This is a genomic window from Oleiphilus sp. HI0043 (genome assembly GCF_001634935.1).
In genome coordinates this window covers 1-1,375 of record NZ_LWEY01001106.1, presented here as the reverse complement: position 1 = coordinate 1,375, position 1,375 = coordinate 1, and the positions used below count along the sequence as shown (strand labels likewise).

General features: G+C 45.2%; 1 protein-coding gene. It reads left to right on the top strand.

Annotation, left to right across the window (positions count from 1 at the left end; all coding sequences use genetic code 11):
* Nucleotides 1–23: 23 nt before the first annotated feature.
* The coding region (locus tag A3729_RS12165; protein ID WP_156497919.1) for a hypothetical protein at nt 24–1,375 on the top strand (1,352 nt) is incomplete at its 3' end.

Sequence of the window (1,375 nt, the reverse complement as noted above, 5' to 3'; positions counted from 1 at the left end):
TGAAAGCTTTAAGATCGTGTTTTATGAGATATAGTGCTGGAGCATGTCTACTCATAGCGGGGACATCAGTTCATGCGTTAAATACGCAGATCACCTTACAAGCTGATAGTGAAGTAACGCCGACAAACTCTGAGGTCGTCACCTTTGGTTTGCCTCTGGCAGCGGGTGAAGTGACTGATATTTCGGAAATCAAGGTTCTGAATGGTTCAACGGAATTAGCAGCCTACGTTGAAGGTGGCTTACGTTACCATTGGTCTGATAACTCTATTCGTTCGGTGACAATCCAGCTGCAAAATGTCGATATGACCGGTGGTAATATAGACCTGACAATTACAGATGGTGGTGCAGCAGTCACACGCTTGTCTGAAGTTGCACACTCTCTAGGTTGGGCGGCTGCAGGCGCAGATAAAAATAACCTGCCTTACCCACGAATTTTTGCCTTGCACGATACAAGCTATTTGTCCGAGTCAGGCCTGATTCCTCCTTATGTGCCCTCAAGTGGTTCGTCAGACGGTTTTGAGCAATACCAAGTAGGGCAGTTCGAAAATTGGGCTGGTGGGCTTGATTATAGCGCTTCCAGTGGAGGTAATTGGTTGTTTGATCGATCAAGTGCCATGTTCAAAGCGTATATGTCTACTGGGCGGGTAGAATTCTTAAAAGAGGCATTCCTATCGAAGCAGTTCTACTTCTCGCATGTGCGGAATGATGGAACGGCCCCGGCAATGGCTGGTGGTGATGGTTGTTTTACATTTGGTGGTGTTGCTTGTGCTGATGGGAAATATATTGCTCCGCAGCAGGCTAAATTGAGCTGGGCCCTTACTGGCGATGATAGTCAATGGGATGATCCATTAATTACCAATATGGCGTTACAATCTGACTTGGGATGGAATCAATATGGTACGAGAGACACCTTTAATAACGAGAATGAAGGTTTTACTGAGCGCGGGGCAGGTATAGCAGGACTAGCAGAGATTAATGCCTATGAAATGACGGCTGATTCAACGGTTTTAGCTCACCTTAATGAGCGAATTAACTCTCTGAAAGATATGCAGCAAACTGAAAAAACCTGGGATGTAGAAAATGGTTGGACACCGAAAAGTGGTGGCTTTACTCATAATATCGATGTTCACGAAGGTGTGCATAATGAGGGGAGTGCACCATTAGGTGATAGTAGCTCTAGAGGCTTCTCAGCATGGATGACTGAGAATATCGTAGATTTCCTCTGGCAAGCTTACTGGATAACAGGAAATACCGATGCGCCAGAAATGCTAAGACGCATCGCGTCTGCAGTTGAAAATTATGGCTTTACCTCGAATTACAATTCAGAGCTAGGACAGTATGTAAGGAAGGAGGGTTTTACCGGGTATAATAAAAC